Below are 20,039 nucleotides of genomic sequence, written 5' to 3'. Positions count from 1 at the left end.
GGGGAAGCATGACCCGGATCGCGCTGCTGCTTCTTGTTTTGCTGCTTTTCTTCAGCTTCCCGGTTGCCGCCGAGGAGGAGTTTTCTCTGGAAGAGGATCCTTTCGCCGAGCCGGAAGCGAAGAAAATCGCCGACCCCCTGGAACCGGTCAACCGGGGCATCTTCTGGGTAAACGACAAGCTTTACATTTACCTGCTCAAGCCGGTGGCCAAAGGCCTGCGGGTAGTGCCCGAGCCGGCGCGGATTTCGGCATCCAACTTCTTTTCCAATCTCGGCACCCCGGCGCGGGCGGCCAATAACCTGTTGCAGCTCAAGTTTGCCAATACCGCCGGCGAGCTTGGCCGCTTTCTGGTCAACAGTACCTTCGGTTTGGCCGGGTTGTTCGACCCGGCCACCAAGTGGGGTTTGGAGAAAAAAGAAGAAGATCTCGGCCAGACCCTTGGCCATTACGGCATCGGCCAGGGGTTCTATCTGGTTCTGCCGGTTCTCGGTTCGACCAGTCTGCGCGACGGCGTCGGCCGCATCGGCGACCATTTCGTAGACCCCTTGCCGCCGGCGCTGAAAGTGGAGGAACTGGTGGCGCTGCGGGCACTCGATGGCGAAAACGAACTTTCTCTCGACAAGGATACCTACGAAGGCATCCGTGAAAACGAACTTGATCCCTATCTCTTTGTCCGTGACGCCTATACCCAGATGCGGGCGGGCAAGGTCAGAAAGTAAGAAGTTTTATGAAATACAAGGAGTTTATGATGCGATTGACTGGAATGATCCAATATCGTTTATTTCTGTGGCTCGGCGTCTTCCTGCTCGCGGCGGGGGCAGCGTCGGCGATGCCGGGTCCGCTGGAGCAGGCTCGGACCACCGTCGATGCGGTGATAACGATCCTCAAGGATTCGGCTCTGGAAAAGGCAGTGCGGCGGGAAAAGCTCTCCAGCACCATCCGTGCGCGCTTCGACTTTACCGAGATGTCCCAGCGCATCCTTGCGCTCAACTGGAAGAATGCCAGTGAAGCGCAGCGTGACCGTTTTGTTCAGATCTTCTCCGATCTGCTGGAGCGCAACTATATCGGCCGCATCGAGTCCTACACCGACGAAAAGATCGATTTCCTCAAAGAGCGGGTGCAGGGGAACCGCGCTGCCGTCGATACCGTTATCGTGACCAAGAGCGCCGAGATCCCCATTTCTTACCGCATGGTGCAACAAGGGAGCGAATGGATGGTCTATGACGTGGTAATCGAGTCGGTGAGCTTCGTCAACAATTACCGCAACAGCTACGGCGAGATCCTGAAGAAAGAAGGTTTTGACGGGCTGCTCACGCGGATGACGGAAAAGCTGGCGCAACTGGAGCAGGGAGGGGATTCCAGCCAGCCATGAATCATACCGCTCCCGAGATATGTGCGCAGATGAAGAACGATCTGCGCTGCTTCACGTTCCTTTCCGAAGCCGATACGGAAATTCTCTCCCCCTACTTTGAGTGCCGTCAGGGCGCGGCCGGCACTGTGCTCTGGAACGAAGGAGATGAATCAAAGTTCGCCGTTTTCGTCATGTCCGGCCGTATCGAGGAAAAGAAGAATACCGAATTCGAAGGGCGGCAGATGGTGATCGGCGTCTACAGCGAAGGGTCGGTGATCGGTGAATTCAGCCTCATCGACGATCTTCCTCGAGCAGTAACCGCCGTCTGCTTGGAGGATGCTCAACTCTTGCTGATGCCCCGGGAAAATTTCGACCGCCTGCTGGTGGAGCATCCCGAACTCGGTCTCCGTTTTCTCAAGGGAGTCCTTCTGACCCTGTCCATTCGCCTGCGTAAATCCTTCGAACGGCTGGTGGCTATCTTCTGATCTCGCTTGGCGAGGTTTCCGTTTCAGGTCCATTGTTGCCGGTGGGTTTCCTGCCTTACGGCGAGTGAACCCGTCGTCGCGACCCCGGCCGTGCCCCGGGTCCATGGATGCCGGGCCGACACGGATCACATCGAATCCCCACCGAGGGCGGCCGCAAGGCCGCCTTTTTTATTTCCGGATGCGGCCCAGGGAACAGAGGATGCCAAGCAGGCAGAGGGCGCAGAAGGTCAGCAGGGCGCAGGTCATGCTACGCAAAAAGGCGTCCTGGGTGGCGGCGGTGACCGGGGCTCCGGCCATGAGCACCGAGAAGATCACGGTGATGATGGTCATGCTCGTCATCATTCCCAGGGTGCGCATGGTCGCACTCAGTCCCGAGGCGACGCCGAGATGGCGGGGCGCCACGCTGCCCATGATGACGCTGGTGTTGGGGGAAGAGAAGAGGGCGAAACCGAGGCCGAGCAGGGCGAGCATGGCCATGATCAATGCGAGTGGACTTCCGGTGTCGAGGGTCGCGGCGATGCCGAGGCCCACGGCGCACAGTCCCATTCCCAATGTCGCCACCTGGGAGGCGGGATAGCGGTCGGCGAGTTTGCCGCACAGGGGAGAAAAAAACGTCTGCATGATCGGCTGGATGATGAGGATGGTGCCGGCCTGATGGGCGTTCATCCCCTTGACGTACTGAAGATAGAGACTCATGAAAAAGGTGAGGCCAAAGGTCGCCGCGTAATTGAGCAGAGCCGCCAGGTTGGAGAGGGCAAAGATCCGGTTCTCGCGCAGCAGGGCCACATTCAAAAGGGGGTGCACGGTGCGGCTTTCCAGCCGTAGAAAGTGAAAGAGTCCGAGCACGCCGCCGGCGGCCAGGCCCCAGGCCCAGCGGCCTTGGTCGAGTTGGGAGGCGCCGACGATGAGCAGCAGGATCGCCGCCGCGTAGACCAGGCTGCCGCGCAGGTCGAAGGGTTCTCCCGCGGCGTCGGCCCAGTCGCCGCGCAGTTTGCGGCGGGAAACGAAGAAGGTGATCAGGCCCAAAGGGATACAGAGGTAGAAGAGCCAGCGCCAACCGAAATGGGTAACGAGATAGCCGCCGATAAACGGTCCGCAGGAGATGCCGGCGTAGACGCTGGCCACGGAAATGCCCAGCGCCTTGCCCCGCTCTTGGGCGGGAAAGACCGAGACGACGATGGCGTTGGTGGTGGCCATGACCATCGCCCCGCCCATCCCCTGCAAAAGGCGCAGGGCGATCATCGCCTCCACCGACCAGGACAGGGAGAGGAGTCCGCCGGCCAAAGTGAAGACGAGAATCCCGATTTCGAAGAGGCGTTTGCGCCCGTGGATATCACCCAGGCGGCCCATGGCCAGCAGAAAGATCGAGGCGGAAAGGACATAGGCGGTTTCGATCAGCCCCAGTTGCCGGGCGCTAGCGGCGAATTCCCGGCCGATGGCGGGCAGGGCGATCCCGACCGCCGACATCATGAAGGGCATGAGGAAATGGGCCGTGCAGACGACGAAGAGGGTGGCGCGACGGGAAATCGGAGAGGTCATGAAAATCCGTTTGGGGAGGGGAAAACGCCCGCCTGGATTACGGATGTGGCGGGAAAAAATGGCGAGGAGGGCGATGACGGGCGGCTTTTACCTTTCCGGAACGAACTCCAGGGCTGCCGAATTGATGCAGTAGCGCTTGCCCGTCGGCTTCGGGCCGTCGTCGAAGACGTGACCGAGATGGGCGTCACAGCGGGCGCAGAGCACCTCGGTGCGGCGCATTAGAAAGTAGTTGTCCGGGGCGGTGGCGATATTTTTCGCGGCGATGGGGGCGGTGAAGCTCGGCCAGCCGGTCCCCGAGTCGAACTTGTCCTCGGAACGGAAGAGGTCGAGGCCGCAGCAGACGCAGGTATAGATGCCCGTTGCGTGGTTGTTCCACAGGTGGCCTGTGAAGGCCTTTTCCGTTCCCGCTTCGCGGGTGACGTGGTACTGGAGCGGGGTCAGCTGCTCACGCCATTCAGCGTTGGATTTGCTGATTTTTTCCGTCATAACGTAGGTTTCCTCGGACGCAGAAAAGATTTCTATCGATTGCGCCGCCGCCGGGTGCGCGCCCGCCAGCAGCAGAACAAGCCAGAGGATCTGAGGCATGCGACCTCCACGCGGCTCTCAGCCGAGAATCAGATTGGGCAGTTCGTCCGTATCGTCCACTTTTTTCGGGAAATGGGTCTGAAGCAGATCGCCGCAACGGCCGATGGCAACGCATAGGGCCTCGCAGGTGCGGCTAGAGCGGATACCTTCGGTGACGATATGGACGATTTCGTCCCAGGTCTCTTTTGGCACCCGGTTGTTGATTCCCCGGTCGGCGAGGACGAAGACCCGGTGCTCGAAGAGAGAGACGAGGATCAAAATGCCGGTTTCGTCCCGGGTATGATGCAAGCCCTGCTCGATGAAGGAGACCAGGGCCTTTTCTTCCACTTCGGCGGCGATTTCGGTGGGATGGATCAGTCGCCGCTTGAGCTCGGGAAGGTGGCGGAGCAGGCATCTGAACGGGAAGAACGCCAAGAGGAAGAGGGGGAGGAAGACCCACACCGACGAACCGCCGAAGGCCCAGCTTAGGGTGACCGCTGTGGCCAGGGCGAAAAACCCGGCGCCGACCAGTTCGGCCTGGGGATAATCGTAGGATTCGTCCACTACCAGCGGCACGATCTCACCGCTGGTGCGGTTCTCGGCGTCGCGCACCGCTGCTTCGATGAGCTGTTTTTCGGCGTCGTTGAAAATCGTTTGAGCGGTCAGTCTGGTCATGAAAAAACCTTTTTAAAAGCGGCTCTTGCCCCTTCGCTTCGCTCACTAAAGCACGCAGAGAGCGCGGAGAAAAAGCAAAGAGGGTGATTTTGTCTTTTCTCTGTGGCCTGCGAACTCTAGCGACTGCAAGAGCGGGCGCGAGTCCGAAGTTGATGCTGTCACCAGCTGCCCGACGATCCGCCGCCGCCGAAGCCGCCGCCGCCGAAGCCACCGAAGCCGCCACCGCTGCTGCTGCTGCCGCCGAAGGGCGGACCACCGATCCAGAAACCACCCCGACGCCGGTGACTGGACGGGCCGCCAAGCAGCATCAGGCCGGGACCGAGAAAGAGGAGCAAGGCAAGAATCCCCCAGGGGTTGTCCTCTTTTTTTTGGCCGGTACGCCCGGTCCCCTGATATTCGCCCCGCACCGCCTCGGCCATGGAGGCAACCCCGGCGAGTATCCCGCCGTCGAAATCCCCCTGCTTGAAGCGCGGGGTGATTTCATAATCGATGATGCGCCCGGCCAGCAGGTCGGTGAGCCGTCCTTCCAGGCCGTAGCCGACCTCGATGCGCACCTTGCGCTCGGCCTTGGCCACCAGCAGCAGGGCGCCGTTATCCTTTTCTTTCTGGCCGATGCCCCAAGTTTCCGCCACCTTGATGGCATAACTTTCCAAGGCGTCGTCTTCGAGAGAGGGAATGGTCAGGACAGCGAGCTGGGTCGAGTCGCTCTTCTCGAAGTTTTCGAGAAACTGTTCGAGCTTGAGCCGAGTGCCGGGGGAGAGGAGGCCAGCGCGGTCGACCACATATCCGGTCGCCGGCGGCACGTCGAGGGCGACCGTCGGCAGGGGAAGCAACAGCAGCGCTACCACCGCCGGCAGTATTTTAGACAACCAAGCCATCGGCTAGAACTGCACCTTGGGGGCGACAGCGGCGCCGGCTTCGGCTTTGAAAGGCTCCTTGCGGTCGAGCTTGAGCAACCAGTTGTTGGTCAGGCTGTTGGGGAAAGTACGGATTGAGGTGTTGAAGACCTGCACCGTTTCGTTGAAGCGTTGGCGGGCGACGTTGATGCGGTTTTCTGTCCCTTCAAGCTGGTGTTGCAGGTCGAGGAAATTCTGGTTGGCCTTCAGGTCGGGATAGTTCTCGGCCACCACCAAAAGCCGGGAGAGGGCGCCGGAAAGTTCCCCCTGGGCGGCCTGGAAGTTCTGGATGGCGTTGGGGTCGGCGAGATCCTTGGCGCTGAGATTGATTTGTCCGACTTTGGCCCGGGCCTCGGTGATTGCCTGCAGGGTCTCTTTTTCGTGGGCGGCGTAGGCCTTGACCACCTCGACCAGGTTGGGAATGAGATCGGCGCGGCGCTGGTAGGTGGCCTCGACGTCGGCCCAGGCGGCGAAGACCGCCTCCTCGTTCTCCTGAATCTGATTGTAGCCGCAGCCGGAGAGGGCGGGCAGGGTGATCAGCGTGGCGAGCAGCAGCGGAAGAAAACGTTTGAACATGGGACGGACTCCTTATCGATAGGGAACAAATGATGAAAATCGCAACGGTTGCACTATAGTCATCGAGCGCCGGATTGTAAAGGGCGCCGGCCGCCGGTTGATGAGAAGGCCGCCTGCGTGATCTGACTGCGCGGCGGCCTTCCCTGGTTCTGATTTATCCTTTCCCTGTTCGGAGAACGGCCGCTCAGGTCGGTTGCAGACCGATCATCTCTTCGATGCGTCCGGTGGTCTGCGGATCGAGACGCAGCCCCGAAGCCAGCTGATTCAGATACATCTTTTCCGCCGGGGTATCGACCTCGATCGCCATGAGCGAGGCGGCATAAATTTCGGCGGCGACTTCCGGTTGTCCTCCGGCTGCGGCGATGAGATGATCGGTGCGCATGGGGGCCTGCATCTCCGCCCGCACATAGTTGAGGGCTTCCTCATCCGCCCCCATCTCCTGCAACTTGCCGACGATTCGCTGGATTTCCTCGCGGTCGATCGAACCGTCCGACTTGGCCGCGTTGATCATCGCCTGCAACACCAGTTCCGCCTGCTGCTCCAGGGCGCGCTGGTCGGACTCGGTTTGCGGCTCCGTCAATCCCAGGGGGACCTTGCCGCTCTCCTGACCGCTGCCTTGCAGAGCCTTGAAGGCCATCGCTCCGAGCAGGGCCATGACGCCGCCGCCGAGGGCGCTGCGCATGGACCGGCCGCCACCGCCGAGAACGGCGCCGGCCAAGGCCCCGAGCCCGCCGAGGGCCAGGTTCCGATTGCCCCCTGTCATCCGGCCGGCCTGGCCCAGAACGTCGCCGAGCATGCCGCCAAGGCCTCCCCCTCCTTTGCCGCCCAGGGCGCCGGAGAGCAGATCCCCCAAACCGCCCGCACCGCTTCCGCCACTCTGACCGCCGAGCATGCCGCTGAGGCTTTCGAGGAGGCCGCCGTCTTGTCCGCCCATGGCGTTTTGCAGGCGGCGGTTGGTCGAGGGGGCCATGCCGGCCTGCATCAGGCCGCCTAACAGATCCGTGATATTCATGGCTTATCCTTTCCTGTCGGCGCGCGAACTAGCGCCCGGGTTTGCCGATGAATTGATAGATAAGCGCGCCCAGGATCGCCCCGACGATGGGCGCAATCCAGAATAGCCACAATTGCGCCAGCGCCCAGTCGCCGACGAAGAGGGCGACGCCGGTGCTGCGCGCCGGGTTGACCGAGGTGTTGGTGACCGGGATGCTGATCAGGTGGATCAGGGTCAGCCCCAGACCGATGGCCAGCGGCGCGAAGCCCTGCGGGGCGCGCTCATCCGTGGCACCGAGGATGATGAGAAGAAACATCATGGTCATGACCACTTCCGTGATCAGCGCCGCCAGGAGGGAATAGCCCCCGGGGGAGTGCTCGCCGTAGCCGTTGGAGGCGAACCCCGCCGCAACGTCGAAACCGACCTTGCCGCTGGCGATGAGGTAGAGAATGCCGCCGGCGACTACCGCCCCCAGAACCTGGGCGACGATATAGGGCATGAGCTGATTCGCCGGGAAGCGGCCGCTGGCCCAGAGGCCGACGGAGACCGCCGGATTGAGATGGCAGCCGGAAATATGGCCGATGGCATAGGCCATGGTCAGGACGGTCAGGCCGAAGGCCAGGGCAACACCGAGCAGGCCGATGCCGACCTCGGGAAAGGCGGCGGCGAGAACCGCGCTGCCGCAGCCGCCGAGAACGAGCCAGAACGTACCGAAAAATTCCGCTCCATACGCTTTCATGATTTCCTCCATTTCGCTGTTCAAAAATCACGAATAATAAACGTGGCGAAATGCCGCAAGAAACATCACGAGTATGGTTCGAAATTGGGAGATTGCAAGTCGATGGTGAGAGAAACTTCGCCGGGATTCGTCAGGGTCTGACCAGCCGCACCCGGCTGCCGGCACGGTCGGCGATGACGTCGAGGCGCAGGGGCATCTGTTCTTTGAGTTCGGCGACGTGGGAGATGATGCCGATCATGCGGCCGGTGGCCTGCAGGTCGATCAGGGTGCGGATCGCCAGATCCAGCGACTCGGCATCAAGGCTGCCGAACCCCTCGTCGATAAAGAGGGTGTCGAGGCGGATGCCGCCGGCGTAGGCCTGGACCACATCCGACAGCCCCAGGGCGAGGGCGAGAGCGGCCAGGAAACTCTCGCCTCCGGAAAGGGTCGCTACCGGCCGAGTCTTGCCGGTGTAGGCGTCCTCCACATCCAGTTCCAACCCTGAGGCCTTGTTCCCCTTGGCGCGGTCTTCCTTGCGCAGCAGCTGATAGCGCCCCTTGCTCATGAGCTGGAGGCGATGACTCGCTTCGATCAGCACGTCATCGAGCAGGACCCCGAGAACGAAGCGTTGCAGACTGATCTTGTCGCCGGTTTGGCCGTTGGCCACGTCGCTCAGGGTGCCGACCACGGCATACCGGCGGTCGAGTTCGGCCATCTCGGCGGCGGTTTTGTCGAGTTTTTTGCGGGTGTCGCGCAGCAGACTCAGGCGTTTGTCGAGGCTGCTCCATGTTTCGGTGGTCGTATCCTTCGCCTTTTTCGCGGCTGCCGTTGTGGCCACGAGCGCGGCGAGATCAGGGCGTGCTACTCCCTGAAGCTGCTCGCTCAGCTGCTTGTGGGCGCCGGTCAACTGCTCCAACTTCTTCTCGAAGGCTTTCTCCTCCACTTTTCGTTGCTGCAGTTCCTCGTCATCGAGGAGGGCGGAGCGGTAGGTCGTTTCATCGGCGAAGGAACTTGATCTTAGGGCATTGGAGGCAGATTGCTGCGCCACGGTGAGAGCGGTTTCGGCTTTTTGTCGTTGTGCTGCGGCGGCATCACCGGCCGTCCTGGCGGCGGTCAGGGCATTGGTTGCCTGCTGGAAACAGGTTTCGAGCCGTTCGATTTTCTTCTCGATCTGAGTAGCGGTTGCCGCGGTCTTGGCGATGGCGCCGTCGAGGGTTCCCCGTTCGCGATAGTCCTCCGGGAGTTCCTGTTCGGCACTCTCCACCTGCGCCTGCGCCGCCGCTGCGTAGCTCCGCGCCGATTCCCGCTCGGTACGCAGCGTTTCAGCGTCGAGGTGCTGAATCCGTTCGCGGTCGGGGAGAGAGAAGGCCAGGTTCTTGGCCTCTTCCTGCATGGCGCGAATCTCTTCCTTCAATCGGTCGAGGGTGACGTCGGTGGTGACGAACTCCTGCAGGCTCTTCGCCTCACGTTCGAGGTCGCGCAGCCGCTCCTGTTTTTTCGTTTTCTGCTGCCTGGCTTCTTCTAATCTTTCTGTCGCCAGCCGCACCGCTTCGCGGGCCTGTTCCACCTGCTGTTGATTGGGGAGATCCCGGTCGGTATGGGCCGGGGTCGGATGTTCGATGCTGCCGCAGACGGGGCAGGGGGCACCCTCCTGCAACTCGCGGGCGAGGATGGCGGCCTGCCCCTGGTGCCAGGCGAGTTCAAGGCGTTTGGCGAGTTTTTCTCGCTCCTGGTGTTCACGGCGCCGGGTCTCTTCCTGTTCCTCCGCCTTGGCGAGGATCCCTTGCTGCTGCTCGACTTCCAGTTTTTTCTTTTCGAGGTTGTGGAGGGCGAGGTAGCGGTCGGCGAGCTGTTTGAACTGCAGCACCAACTGGGTCTGTTTCGCTGCACGGTCGGCTGCCTCTTTTTGGGTGCGGGCTTTTGCCAGTCTTTCGACCCGCTCGTGATATCCCTTCAGGCGGGTGAGTTCCTCGTTCGCCTGTTTCTGTTCGATCTGTAGTTGAGCGGTCTCCTTGCGGTTTTCGGTCGCCTCATCCAGCGCTTTCCGGGCGGAAGCAAGGTGTTTGGTCGCTTCATCGGCTTCGCTTTTCGCCTGTGCCAGATCCTTTTCGCAGCGATTGCGGTCGGCAAAGAGGGGGGCAAGTTTGGCGGCCCGTTCGGCGTTGGCGATCTGGGCGCGGATGGCATCGATCCGGGGTCGATTTTCTTCGCACTGCTTGAGCTCCGCTGCCGTTTTATCCCACCGGACAAAATTTTGTTCGAGCGCCTGCCCCTGGGTCAGCGCCTTCTCTGCCGCGGAGAGTGCTGTTTCTTTGGCCTCTTGCTCTTTCCGGGCTGTCGTACAAGCCGGCTCGCAGGATGTCAATTCCGTTTCGAGTTGTTCGATGCTCTCCAACTCGGCTCCGCTCAGAATCCCCGCCTGCAGAATCCGCTGTTCCTCCCGCTCCCGACGGATCTCGGCGGCCTGGGTTTTAAGACTCTCCTCCAGCCGGCGGTAGATACGGGTTTGGAAGAGTTGGCTGAATATCTTCTCGCGCTCGTTGGAATCGGCCAGCAGCAACTGGCGAAATTTCCCCTGGGGCAGCACCATGACCTGGCGGAACTGGTCGACGGAGAGGCCGGTCAGTCCCTCGATCTCCCGCGTCGCTTCGCTGACCTTGGCGGCGACGATGAGCCGTTCGCCGCCGCCCGCCAAAAGTTCTACCAGTTGCGCCTCGGGATTCTGGGTGGTGGTCCCTTCCCCCTTGGCCTTGGGGCGTTGCTGCTCCGGCACCCGGCGGATGCGGAAGCGATGGCCGCCCAGTTCGAACTCGAAGCTGACCTCGGTGAGGGTATCAGTGGCGGCGAGGTCGCAGCGCATCTGTGCCCCCTCCCGCTCGTCGCCGGTGGTCTTGCCGTAAAGGGCGAAGCTGATGGCGTCGAGAAGGGTGGTCTTGCCCGCGCCGGTGGGGCCGTTGATGAGAAAGAGGGGGTTGTCCCCGAAGTCGGAAAAGCGGATCGTTTCGCTGCCGGGAAAGGGGCCGAAGGCGCTCAGGGTCAGGGTCAGGGGACGCATCTCAGAACTCCTCCCGGTGCAGACTGTCGAGCACGTCGGCGACGACGCGGCGCTGCTCTTCGCTCGGAGGGTCTCCCGTCACCTGCGCGAAGAAATCCTCGAACATGGCCAACTCCCCCTGTTTCAGGCGGTCGCGGTTGACCTGTACTCGTTCCGTGCCCGCCATCAGGCCGGGACGTTCCAGATGCAGCACGTTGGGGTAGACCGCGCGCAGCTTGCCCATGGGGTCGAGAATGGCATGGCGGTCGGTGAGGCGCACCAGCAGGTAATCCTCTTTTCCGGGATCGTTTCCCCCTGCCGCGAGCAGTTCGGTGAGGCTTCCTTCGAGACAGCGCATGTCGTGGCGAGGCGTCAGGGGGATGAGTTCGATGGCGGCCTTGCCGTCTGCATTGAGTTCGACCAGGGTCACCGATTTGCGCTGGCGTGCCTCGGAGAAGGAATATTTGAGGGGTGAGCCGGAATAGCGGATATGCTCGGCGCCGCGCCATTGAGGGCCGTGCAGATGACCGAGGGCGGCGTAGCTGAAATTTCGGAAATGCTCCGGTGAAACGGCATCGGCACCGCCGAGGGACAGGGGGCGTTCCGACTCGGAAGGCTCGCTTCCGTCGAGAAAGCAGTGGGCGAGAACCACGCAGGGACGGGTGGGGCCGTTGTCCTGGCGCACCCGGCTGAGCAGGTAGGCCAAGGCGCTGTCGTGATCGGTGACCTCGACGCCGTGAACCTCCCGCACCGTTGCCGGGTCGGCATAAGGGATGGGGTAGAAGGCCACTTCGCCAAGCAGGATCGGGCGTGGCACACTCCACAGCGGCCCGGCTACATGCAGCCCGGCGCCGGCCAGCTGACGGGCGGCAAAGCCCAGGCGTCGGGGACCGTCGTGGTTGCCGGCGAGAAGGATCATCGGCACCTTGAGCTCGGCGCAGATGCGATGGATGATGTCGTCGAGCAGTTCCACCGCCCCGGCCGGCGGCACCGAACGGTCGTAGATGTCGCCGGCGACCAGCACCACGTCGACCTTGCGGTTGCGGACGATGGCGACGATCTGATCGAGAATGTGACGTTGATCGTCGAGCAGAGAAAGGTTGTGAAACTGGCGGCCGAGGTGCCAGTCGGAGGTGTGCAGGATGCGCATGGTTGGTCCTTGAAAAGAGTCGGGGCAGAGAATAGCAGGGGGAGTGGAAGGGGTAAAGGAAAAGCCGCGTTTCCCGTGGAGCGGTCCGGTCAGGTCCGGCGGCCAAGCGCTCCTTGCATGAGTTGCCGGGGATGGTATAAATTCATGAAGATTCTTTCTCTTCGCGCCCACTGGATTGCCCGTCGATGAAGGGCGTTTCATTGAACCTCGGAGTTGTTTTTATGACATGCCGATGCCTTGCTCTTGCCAGCGCCTTAGTCGCCATCCTGTTACTGCTGGGCGGCTGTATCGGCCGCATGAGCAACGATCTCTCCCGGGCGGTCCTCGATCATCCCGATCCCCAGACCGTGCGCCAGGGGATCCCCGCCTATCTGCTGCTGCTCGACAGCCTGCTGCTGGACGATCCGACGGATAAAAAACTGCTTTCTTCCGCTGCTTCCCTTTATGCGCTGAACAGTTCCCTGACGGGGGCTGACCCCGTTCAGCGGCGCCGGCAGGCGGAACGCGCGTGGGTGTACGGCAGGCGGCTGGTCGAAGTCCGGGACGCCGAGCCCTTATGGGAACGGGCGGCGGACGATTTCGCCTCGGCGCTCACCCGCTTTGGAAAGCGGGATGTGCCCCGTCTGTATGCCTTCGGCGTCGCCTGGCTGGCACGCTTGCAGGCAGGTGAGGGCGATCCTGTGGCGCTCGCTGATCTGCCCAAGGTCGAGGCGCTCTTTGCGCGTCTGGTGGAACTGGATGAGGGTTACCAACAGGGCGCTCCGCAGCTCTACCTCGGCATTCTGCGCTTGCTGCGGCCACCGGCTCTGGGCGGCGCGCCCGAGCAGGGCCGCGCCCATCTGGAACGGGCTATGGAACTTTCCGGCGGGCGCTATCTGGCGGCCAAGGTCGAGCTGGCCCGACGCTACGCGCGCATGTTCTACGACCGCGAACTGCATGACCGGCTGCTTTTAGAGGTGCTGGCCGCCGACCCGGTCGCCGAGGGGCTGACCCTGTTCAACGTGCTGGCGCAGGAGGAAGCCCGTGCCCTGCTGGCATCGGCGGACGATTATTTCTGATCGGGACGGTAAAGGGCGAGGCAGCGCCTCGCCCCTGCGCCAAATTCACCGTAATCGCCGGGTTCCCGGCGGGGAGTTCATTATGCGTTATCTTCTAATTATATGTCTGACTCTGTTCTTGGCCGCGCCTGTGTCGGCGGTGACAATCAAGCTGGGGACCCTGGCGCCGGAAGGCTCGGCGTGGATGAACGAGATGCGCCGGGGCGCGGCGGAGATCAAGGAGCGCACCGCCGGGAGGGTGGAGGTCAAGCTCTATGGCGGCGGGGTGATGGGTAACGAAAAGGGCATGCTGCGTAAAATCCGCATTGGCCAGTTGCAGGGCGGGGCCTTCACCGGCGGCGGTCTCGCCGAGGTCTATCCGGATATGAGCCTGTACGGCCTGCCCCTCCTCTTCGACTCCCTGGACGAGGTCGACGCGGTGCGCGCGGAATTCGACCCGCTGCTGGGTAAGGGTCTGGAAAGACGAGGTTTCGTCAGCTTCGGTTTCGCCGAAGGGGGGTTTGCCCTGCTCATGGGGAACCGTCCCATCGCCCGGCTTGACGATCTGAAGGGGCAGAAGCTCTGGGTGCCGGAGGGGGATGCCGTGACCTCGGCGGTCATGGAGGAACTTGGCCTTTCCCCCATCTCGTTGCCGATCAGCGACGTGCTCACCGGTTTACAGACCTCGTTGGTGCATATCGTCGGCGTCTCTCCCATCGGGGCCCTGGCTTTTCAGTGGCACACCAGGGTCAAGTACGTTACCGAGGCGCCCATGGCCTATCTTTGCGCGGTGCTGATCATCGACCGCAAGGCTTACGACAAGATCGCGGAGGCTGATCGGCAGGTGGTGCGCGAGGTGATGGAAGGGGTTTATCGGGGCTTCAACCAACAGAACCGGGCGGACGAGGCGGCGGCCGTCGCCACCCTGCGCAAGCAGGGGCTGAGTTTCGTGACGCCCCAGCCCGGCGAGGTGGCGCTCATGCGCGAGCGGGCGCAATCAGCCATCGTCCGGCTCGGCACCCAGGGCGCTTTTTCGCCGGAACTCTATGCGAGGATCGTCGCGCTGCTGAAGGAGCGCCGGAGCGGCAACCGGCCATGAATCGGTTGCTGACGGGATTGGAAAATCTGGTTTTATGCGCGCTCTTGCTGGTGATGGTAGCGCTGGCGGTCTGGCAGATCGTCGCCCGTAACCTCTTCGGCGGCGGCTTTCTCTGGGCCGATGAGTTCCTGAAGCTGTTGCTGCTCTGGCTTGGGTTGGCGGGGGCGGTGGTCGCCAGCGGCGAGGGAAAGCATATCAAGATCGATGTCCTTTCCCGTTTTTTGCCGGAGCGCTTCGCGGCACCGGCGGAACTTGTCACCGCTCTCTTTACCGCGGCCGTTTGCGCCCTTTGCGCCTGGCACGCCGGGCGTTTCGTGCTGATGGAGCGGGAATCTGAGTCGATCCTGCTTGGCAACCCCCCGGCCTGGATTTTCGAGGCCGCCATCCCCCTGGCCTTCGGCCTGATCGCCTGGCGTTATCTGGTCGTTGCCGCTCGCCGCCTGCGGGGACTTTTCGCTAAGGCGCCGCCATGCTCCTGATCGCTCTCGGTCTGCTCCTCCTCGCCCTGTTCGGCGCGCCGCTCTTCGCCATCATCGCCGCTGGCGCCCTGCTCGGCTACCAGCGGGCCGAGATCGACCTCGCCGCCTTGGCTGTGGAGGTCTTTCGCCTCGCCGAGATGCCGGTGCTGCTCGCCATTCCTCTCTTCACCCTGGCCGGCTACCTGCTCGGCGAAAGCGGAGCGCCCCGTCGTCTGGTCAATCTCACCCGCGCCCTTTTCGGTTGGCTCCCCGGCAGCCTCGCCGCCGTCGCCCTAGTCGCCTGCGCCTTTTTCACTGCCTTCACCGGCGCCTCGGGAGTGACCATCGTCGCCCTCGGCGCGCTCCTCTACCCGGCCTTGCAGCAGGCGGGGTACGATGAACGCTTTAATCTCGGTCTGATCACCACCTCGGGGAGTCTTGGCCTGCTCTTCGCGCCGTCCCTGCCCCTCATTCTCTACGGCATTGTTGCCCAGCAGACCGAGGTCGGTCGGGGAGTCGGCATCGACCGGCTCTTTGTTGCCGGTCTTTTGCCCGGTCTGCTGATGTTGGCACTGCTGCTTGTCTACGCCTTCCGGCACAGTTTCCGTTTGCCCCGGGACAACGCAGCCTCTGTCGGGCCGGGTCGGGCGCTTCTGGATGCGGCCTGGGAACTTCCGCTCCCCTTCATCGTGCTCGGGGGGATCTACAGCGGCTATTTCGCTGTCTCCGAGGCGGCGGCCGTTACCGCTCTCTACGTGCTGGTGGTCGAGGTCGTCGTCCTGCGCGAGATCAAAGTGACGCAGCTGCCGGGGGTCGTCCGCGAGGCAATGGTCATGGTCGGCGGCATCCTCATCATCCTCGGCGTCTCCCTCGCCTCGACCAACGTCCTCATCGACGCCGGGGTGCCGGAACGCCTTTTCGACTGGGTGCAGGCCCACGTCTCCAGCCGCCTGACCTTCCTCCTTTGGCTCAACCTCTTTCTACTGCTGCTCGGTTGCCTGCTCGATATCTTCTCGGCGCTGGTGCTGGTGGTGCCGCTGATTTTGCCGGTGGCGGTCGGTTTCAATGTCGATCCCCTGCACCTGGGGATCATCTTCCTTGCCAACATGCAGATCGGCTACCTCACCCCGCCCGTCGGCCTCAACCTCTTCATCGCCAGCTACCGTTTCGACCAGCCGATCCTCACCCTCTATCGCGCCACCTTGCCGTTTCTGTTCATACTCCTCTTCTGTGTCCTGCTCATCACCTACTGGCCCTGGCTGAGTCTGGGATTGGTGGGAGGATGATGGAAAACGGAGATTGAACTGTATGAAAGCTAAAGACTTCGATCAGGCATTCGACAATGGCGAGGATATAACCAGTCAGCTCGATCTTGCCAAGGCACGGTGGCCGGCACAGGAACAGAAGCGGGTCAACGTCAATTTTCCTCTGTGGATGATCCATCAGTTGGATAAAGAGGCCAAGCGCCTCGGTGTGCCGAGGCAGTCGATCATCAAGATATGGGTCGCCGAACGGCTCAAGCAAGCTTCCTGATATCGTTTCACCCTACCCGGATGCCGAAGCGGCTGACGCGGCTGGCATTCAGACGACTTTCCCGGCCGATGATCTTCAGCGCCTCGGCCGCGTTTTCGGAAACCCGTCGTTGGTTGGCCGTGCCGGTTCCCCGGCGGCTGAATTCCAGGCAGAAATCGATGGCGCGGGTGAGTTCCGGACCTTTGAGCTCCTTGAATAGGCTCACGTATTCTTGCACCTCGGCTTTGCCCATCCGTTCCTCTTCCTCTTCGCCCCCCCTGCCGTCGACCAGTCTGGCGCAAATTTCCCTGAGAGGATCTCCCGCCCGCATCTCCCGCAGTTGCCGGGTAAACTTTTCCACCACTTCGGCATCCTTGATCTCGGCGGGAACGATGGAAAGGCTTTGCGAGAAGATAGTCGGTTCGTCCCGGCGTATGTCGATATAAAGATCGATGAGCTTCGTGGCGACGGTGTTTTTCCCCAGATGCCGCAGCAGGCGGACGGTGCCGTCGAGATGCGCCGGGCTGATATGACGGGCGTTGTCCTTGAAACTTTCCGAGAGGCATTTGATGACCTCCTGGCTGTCATCGTCGAAGGAGTCATAAAACCGGCGCCAGGCCTCCTGAAAGGAATATGCCGAGTCGGCGGCCTGGATCTTCTGCTGGAGTAACGCCGCTTGCGCTTGGATGCCGGTTTCATCCACATAGCCGTATTCGACGAGACGGGCAATCGGGCGGTCGAATTCATCCATAGAAAAATTATCGTAGTGACGCAGGATCGAGCACCAGTGGAGTTGCTGCGTGGAAAGGGGTTCTTCATTCAGGTCGTCGAAGTTGCTGGTCCGTCCCAGGACAAAGTTGTAATGGGGCGCGTCGCTCGACTGGCTGTAAAAACACCAGGTCAGCAGGGTCAGGGTTTTTAAGGCTTTTTTCAGGACGGCGTCATCGTAACATAGGCGTACTTTTCCGGAGCGAGCCGGTTGCGGTTTTTCGCCTCGACCAGGTAGGTGTTCCAGGCGTAGGTCTTGCCCACCCCCCCCAGGCCCCTTTGATGGAAATGACTTCCGGCGTCTGGCTTGACAGAAACCGGTTGATTTGCTGCTTGATGAGCGTGATCGACATAGGCCCTCGTTTCGGGGGGAGCAAGGCATAGGGTTGGTTTGTGATTGCCAGGGCGGCATTTCAGTCTTCCTGAGAATAAAGGTTCGATGAGGTGACGGGATTTGTCAACGGCGGAGCATTGACAAATCCCCGTCTCGCCGCCACAATCGGGACCTTCAGGCGTCTTACGACGCCGGTGATCCCCATCTCCCGCGAGGCGCCCATGAATCCCGCTCAACTTTTTTGCATCGATCTCGACCAGCCGACCTTGCCTGGCTTTCGCCAATTCATCAGCTCTTGGTGCTATCGGGGGGACGATTTCACCCTGATGGTCGATCCCGGCCCGCTTTCGACCATCTCCCATCTGGTGACGGAATTGCGCCGCCACGGTGTCGAACGGATCGATTACGTTCTGCTGACCCACATCCACATCGATCATGCCGGCGGCACCGGCGAACTGCTCAAGGCCTTTCCCGAGGCCTTCGTCATTTGCCACCCCGAAGGCGTGCGCCATATGGTTGCGCCGGAAAAACTCTGGCAGGGCTCCCTCAAGGTTCTGGGCAAAACCGCTGAGGCCTATGGGGAGATTGTGGCGGTGCCGGCGGACAGAATCGGTTTTCAGGAGAGGGTTGGCGCCACCGGCGTGCGCGCCTTTCTCACCCCCGGCCACGCCCAGCACCATCTCTGCTATCTGCTCGATGACCTGCTCTTTGGTGGAGAAGTGGCGGGGGTGCGGAACCCGGTGCCGGAGGGAATCTGCATGCGCCCAGCGACGCCGCCCAAGTTTCTGCTCAACACGGCTCTCGACTCCATTGAGCGGATGCTCGCCCTCCACCCCCGGTATCTGGTCTTTGGTCATTACGGCATGGTCGACAGCGCTGCGGAGCATCTGCGCATTGCCCAAGGCCAGCTCAAGCTGTGGGTGCGCGCCGTGGCGAAGACCGCTCACCTCAAGGAGAGTTGGCGGGAAGAGGCCTGCTATCAGTGGCTGCTTGAAGCCGACGAACATTTCCGTCGTATCAACCAGCTTCCCGCCGACATCCTTCACCGGGAGCGGATGTTTTTCGGCAACACCTATCGCGGTATGCTCGAATATGTCGAGAGCTTGCCCGAAGAGGAGCGGCGGAAGCTGGCGGCGGAATAGGGGGGGCGGTGTCCTCAGCGCTTGGGGATGTTCGGGTCCGAGTCGCGCCGGAAAAAGCTGGTCAGGTCGAAACCGAAGTAGCGCAGGCAGGCGAGCAGCAGGGCGACGGCGCCGGCTTCGTCAAGGTTGCCGATGTAGGGGATGTTGTCGGGGATCAGCTCGAAAATGCCCGCGCCGGGATTGAGCAGATAGAGCAGGGCGAGCAGGCCCGTGGCGATGACGACGATTTTTTTCATAAAGTCCTCGTTTCGGGGGATGGAAAGATCTGTCCCATAGTATAGCCGATTCGAGATCAATGAGGGCAGTCGCCATGAAGCGGAAAAGGGAAGGAAGACCCTCTGCTCGCCGGGATGGCGGAACTGGCGAGGGAACTGGTGCACAACGGCATTGTCCGTGCCTGGTCGCGGGGGGATCGCAGTCCGGTCAACCGGGTCGAGGTTCGGGTGGATCAGGCCAAGCTCGAAGGGATTCGGCAAGAGGTCGAAGGGAGAGAGGGGATTTGCCGGGTGCTGGTCGAGGCCCGCTCGGGGACTCTGCGTCCCGGCGACGACCTGCTCTTTCTCATCGTCGCCGGCGACATTCGCGAAAACGTCAAACCGGCTCTGGCCCTGCTGCTCGACCGCATCAAGGCCGAATCCATTGGGAAATGCGAAAGTTTTTCAGTCGAGTGAGGGGGTGGGTGGGAAAGGGGGCACGATCCCGCCGTCCGCGCGCTCTCGGGGCAAGGTCAAAAAAGGCAGGTCGTTCCCTATCAGCAAAACGGCTTGCCTCTCAGCTCACGTCGAATGTTGCCGACCCCTTGAATGCGGGAGTTAAGGCATCAGCGCTTGGCGATAATCCAGACGGCATGAATGATACCGGGGATATACCCCAGCAGCGTCAAGAGAATGTTCAGCCAGAACGCTCCGCCGAAACCCACCTGCAGAAAAACACCAAGGGGCGGCAGGAGAATAGCAATCAGAATGCGAACCAGATCCATATTTTCCTCCTTAAGTTTTTTCCTTCGAAAAATCCAACAAAAAAATCAGACGCCGCCGGCATTGAGCAGTGCCCGAACCAAGGCAAAGCCCAGCGTGCCGACCACGATCGCAAAAACGGCCAGCACCGCACCGAGCCCCCAGGCGAAAAGGCGACTGGTTACCAGGGTTTCCCGAGGATGTTCCAGATAGTCATTCAGAAGAACCACGTTGCGTTGATTGGATTTCCAGACAAAATCAAAAATGTCTCCAAGCACGGGAACGGCCCCCACGAGAACATCGAGAGCAATATTGAAAGCCATCTTCAGCAGCACGGATTTTGGCACACCCATGTGCACCGCTTCTGAAATGACGATGCTGGAAATAAGGGCACCCATCGTATCGCCCGCGCCAGGGATAAGGCCAAGCAATCCGTCGAGACCCACGCGGGCATTGAACCCCGGAATCTTGATGGAACTGTCCAGATATCAGGCCAACCTCTCCAGCCGCTTTCGGGAAGTGCCTTGCGCGGTTTCGCCCTCGCCTCTTTTCATTTCCGACCTCGGTTTAGATAATAAAACGGCAACCGCCCAAAAACGTTGGTCCGAAGATTCCCTGATGATTAACTTTGATGCCACCGCAAAAAGAGAAGATCCGACAAATAGTTTAAATCATTAGATTATTTGCAATTTTTTTCTTGCGCCGGGACGTAATCTATGGTATATTCCTCAACAATTCCAATGCCTTGCGAGGG

General features: G+C 61.4%; 23 protein-coding genes. 10 read left to right on the top strand and 13 right to left on the bottom strand.

What is annotated here, in order from left to right; translation table 11 throughout:
- Positions 1-8: 8 nt before the first annotated feature.
- From RBR25_RS10100 to RBR25_RS10090, 3 genes are read left to right on the top strand one after another with little or no spacing between them, the layout of a single operon-like run.
- Entirely contained in the window at positions 9-719 is a 711-nt protein-coding gene (locus RBR25_RS10100) for an MlaA family lipoprotein (RefSeq protein ID WP_432819423.1), read from the top strand.
- A 44-nt stretch (positions 720-763) separates the two neighbouring features.
- Positions 764-1,372, top strand: a complete 609-nt coding sequence (locus tag RBR25_RS10095) for an MlaC/ttg2D family ABC transporter substrate-binding protein (RefSeq protein ID WP_432819422.1) — start codon at positions 764-766, stop codon at positions 1,370-1,372.
- Complete coding sequence (locus RBR25_RS10090; protein WP_432819421.1) at positions 1,369-1,836, top strand: Crp/Fnr family transcriptional regulator; 468 nt, start codon at positions 1,369-1,371, stop codon at positions 1,834-1,836. Before RBR25_RS10095 ends, RBR25_RS10090 begins: the two co-directional genes overlap by 4 nt.
- A gap of 168 nt (positions 1,837-2,004) precedes the next feature.
- Here RBR25_RS10090 and RBR25_RS10085 read toward each other — a convergent pair whose 3' ends face one another.
- The 9 genes from RBR25_RS10085 to RBR25_RS10045 all read right to left on the bottom strand — a co-directional run bounded on the left by RBR25_RS10085 (position 2,005) and on the right by RBR25_RS10045 (position 11,979).
- Positions 2,005-3,375: an MFS transporter gene (locus tag RBR25_RS10085; protein WP_432819420.1), complete on the bottom strand. Its 1,371-nt coding sequence runs from the start codon at positions 3,373-3,375 to the stop codon at positions 2,005-2,007.
- An 87-nt stretch (positions 3,376-3,462) separates the two neighbouring features.
- On the bottom strand, positions 3,463-3,960 hold the full coding sequence (msrB, locus tag RBR25_RS10080) for a peptide-methionine (R)-S-oxide reductase MsrB (RefSeq protein ID WP_432819419.1): 498 nt from the start codon (positions 3,958-3,960) through the stop codon (positions 3,463-3,465).
- Positions 3,961-3,978: 18 nt separating this feature from the next.
- Positions 3,979-4,614: a TPM domain-containing protein gene (locus tag RBR25_RS10075; RefSeq protein WP_432819418.1), complete on the bottom strand. Its 636-nt coding sequence runs from the start codon at positions 4,612-4,614 to the stop codon at positions 3,979-3,981.
- A 158-nt stretch (positions 4,615-4,772) separates the two neighbouring features.
- Positions 4,773-5,492: a TPM domain-containing protein gene (locus RBR25_RS10070; protein WP_432819417.1), complete on the bottom strand. Its 720-nt coding sequence runs from the start codon at positions 5,490-5,492 to the stop codon at positions 4,773-4,775.
- 3 nt (positions 5,493-5,495) lie between these two features.
- Positions 5,496-6,086, bottom strand: coding sequence for a LemA family protein (locus tag RBR25_RS10065; RefSeq protein WP_432819416.1), 591 nt, complete (start codon positions 6,084-6,086; stop codon positions 5,496-5,498).
- Positions 6,087-6,270: 184 nt separating this feature from the next.
- Positions 6,271-7,098: a tellurite resistance TerB family protein gene (locus tag RBR25_RS10060; protein WP_432819415.1), complete on the bottom strand. Its 828-nt coding sequence runs from the start codon at positions 7,096-7,098 to the stop codon at positions 6,271-6,273.
- Between the two features lie 28 nt (positions 7,099-7,126).
- A complete protein-coding gene (aqpZ, locus tag RBR25_RS10055) occupies positions 7,127-7,816 on the bottom strand; it encodes an aquaporin Z (protein WP_432819414.1) in 690 nt (229 codons plus the stop codon).
- A gap of 130 nt (positions 7,817-7,946) precedes the next feature.
- Complete coding sequence (locus RBR25_RS10050; protein WP_432819413.1) at positions 7,947-10,850, bottom strand: AAA family ATPase; 2,904 nt, start codon at positions 10,848-10,850, stop codon at positions 7,947-7,949.
- A 1-nt stretch (position 10,851) separates the two neighbouring features.
- Complete coding sequence (locus tag RBR25_RS10045) at positions 10,852-11,979, bottom strand: exonuclease SbcCD subunit D (protein ID WP_432819412.1); 1,128 nt, start codon at positions 11,977-11,979, stop codon at positions 10,852-10,854.
- Positions 11,980-12,200: 221 nt separating this feature from the next.
- Here RBR25_RS10045 and RBR25_RS10040 point away from each other — a divergent pair, with 221 nt between their 5' ends.
- The 5 genes from RBR25_RS10040 to brnA all read left to right on the top strand — a co-directional run bounded on the left by RBR25_RS10040 (position 12,201) and on the right by brnA (position 16,106).
- Complete coding sequence (locus tag RBR25_RS10040) at positions 12,201-13,037, top strand: TRAP transporter TatT component family protein (protein ID WP_432819411.1); 837 nt, start codon at positions 12,201-12,203, stop codon at positions 13,035-13,037.
- Positions 13,038-13,119: 82 nt separating this feature from the next.
- Positions 13,120-14,115 (top strand): TRAP transporter substrate-binding protein DctP, encoded by a 996-nt coding sequence (dctP, locus tag RBR25_RS10035; protein WP_432819410.1) that lies wholly within the window; start codon positions 13,120-13,122, stop codon positions 14,113-14,115.
- The gene (locus tag RBR25_RS10030; RefSeq protein WP_432819409.1) at positions 14,112-14,594 is read left to right on the top strand and encodes a TRAP transporter small permease; all 483 of its coding nucleotides are present in this window, start codon (positions 14,112-14,114) and stop codon (positions 14,592-14,594) included. The genes dctP and RBR25_RS10030 overlap by 4 nt, the downstream gene beginning before the upstream one ends.
- Positions 14,585-15,859: a TRAP transporter large permease gene (locus RBR25_RS10025; protein WP_432819408.1), complete on the top strand. Its 1,275-nt coding sequence runs from the start codon at positions 14,585-14,587 to the stop codon at positions 15,857-15,859. The genes RBR25_RS10030 and RBR25_RS10025 overlap by 10 nt, the downstream gene beginning before the upstream one ends.
- A 22-nt stretch (positions 15,860-15,881) precedes the next feature.
- Entirely contained in the window at positions 15,882-16,106 is a 225-nt protein-coding gene (gene brnA, locus RBR25_RS10020; RefSeq protein ID WP_432819407.1) for a type II toxin-antitoxin system BrnA family antitoxin, read from the top strand.
- A 7-nt stretch (positions 16,107-16,113) separates the two neighbouring features.
- Here the strand turns inward: brnA and RBR25_RS10015 are convergent, their stop codons facing one another.
- On the bottom strand, positions 16,114-16,836 hold the full coding sequence (locus RBR25_RS10015; protein WP_432819406.1) for a hypothetical protein: 723 nt from the start codon (positions 16,834-16,836) through the stop codon (positions 16,114-16,116).
- 572 nt (positions 16,837-17,408) lie between these two features.
- On the opposite strand from RBR25_RS10015, the gene RBR25_RS10010 reads away from it, so the two are divergent.
- Complete coding sequence (locus tag RBR25_RS10010) at positions 17,409-18,329, top strand: MBL fold metallo-hydrolase (RefSeq protein WP_432819405.1); 921 nt, start codon at positions 17,409-17,411, stop codon at positions 18,327-18,329.
- A 14-nt stretch (positions 18,330-18,343) separates the two neighbouring features.
- Here the strand turns inward: RBR25_RS10010 and RBR25_RS10005 are convergent, their stop codons facing one another.
- A complete protein-coding gene (locus RBR25_RS10005; RefSeq protein WP_432819404.1) occupies positions 18,344-18,565 on the bottom strand; it encodes a DUF1232 domain-containing protein in 222 nt (73 codons plus the stop codon).
- 114 nt (positions 18,566-18,679) lie between these two features.
- Between RBR25_RS10005 and RBR25_RS10000 the strand changes: the two genes are divergently transcribed.
- A complete protein-coding gene (locus RBR25_RS10000) occupies positions 18,680-19,000 on the top strand; it encodes a molybdenum cofactor biosynthesis protein MoaE (protein WP_432819403.1) in 321 nt (106 codons plus the stop codon).
- Positions 19,001-19,149: 149 nt separating this feature from the next.
- Here RBR25_RS10000 and RBR25_RS09995 read toward each other — a convergent pair whose 3' ends face one another.
- Entirely contained in the window at positions 19,150-19,308 is a 159-nt protein-coding gene (locus RBR25_RS09995) for a YqaE/Pmp3 family membrane protein (RefSeq protein ID WP_092058795.1), read from the bottom strand.
- A 45-nt stretch (positions 19,309-19,353) separates the two neighbouring features.
- The gene (locus tag RBR25_RS09990) at positions 19,354-19,770 is read right to left on the bottom strand and encodes a DUF4112 domain-containing protein (protein WP_432819460.1); all 417 of its coding nucleotides are present in this window, start codon (positions 19,768-19,770) and stop codon (positions 19,354-19,356) included.
- Positions 19,771-20,039: the final 269 nt, after the last annotated feature.

This window comes from Trichloromonas sp. (assembly GCF_034006665.1).
Lineage (GTDB): Bacteria > Desulfobacterota > Desulfuromonadia > Desulfuromonadales > Trichloromonadaceae > Trichloromonas.
The sequence above is the reverse complement of the archived record's forward strand: the minus strand, read 5'-3'. Positions and strand labels throughout refer to the sequence as shown.